The 217-nt window shown below is 41.5% G+C and carries 1 protein-coding gene; it reads right to left on the bottom strand.

The genetic code is table 11. The features are described from left to right. Positions 1 to 217 (bottom strand): phosphate regulon sensor protein PhoR (locus M983_RS16855; RefSeq protein WP_157092006.1); only part of this gene is annotated, 217 nt, incomplete at both ends.

Below are 217 nucleotides of genomic sequence, written 5' to 3'. Positions count from 1 at the left end.
ATTACAACGGCATCAGGTAAACTTTCAGCACCACTACGAAAGCGTTTAATTAAATCACCTAATTCACGACGACGTTTGCGATTACGTTGCTGTGTTTGACGAATACCATAGAAGATAGGTTCCCAGCCCCCTCGCCCTTCTGGTGGCAATATCGATTTATCAAGCCATAACCATTTCGATAATTTTAATAAGTTATATGCATGCCAAATCAGCGCAC

Origin of the sequence: Proteus myxofaciens ATCC 19692, assembly GCF_001654855.1 — a bacterium.
Taxonomy (GTDB): domain Bacteria; phylum Pseudomonadota; class Gammaproteobacteria; order Enterobacterales; family Enterobacteriaceae; genus Proteus; species Proteus myxofaciens.
Note: the sequence above shows the minus strand (reverse complement) of the source record. Positions and strands in the feature narration are given on the sequence as shown.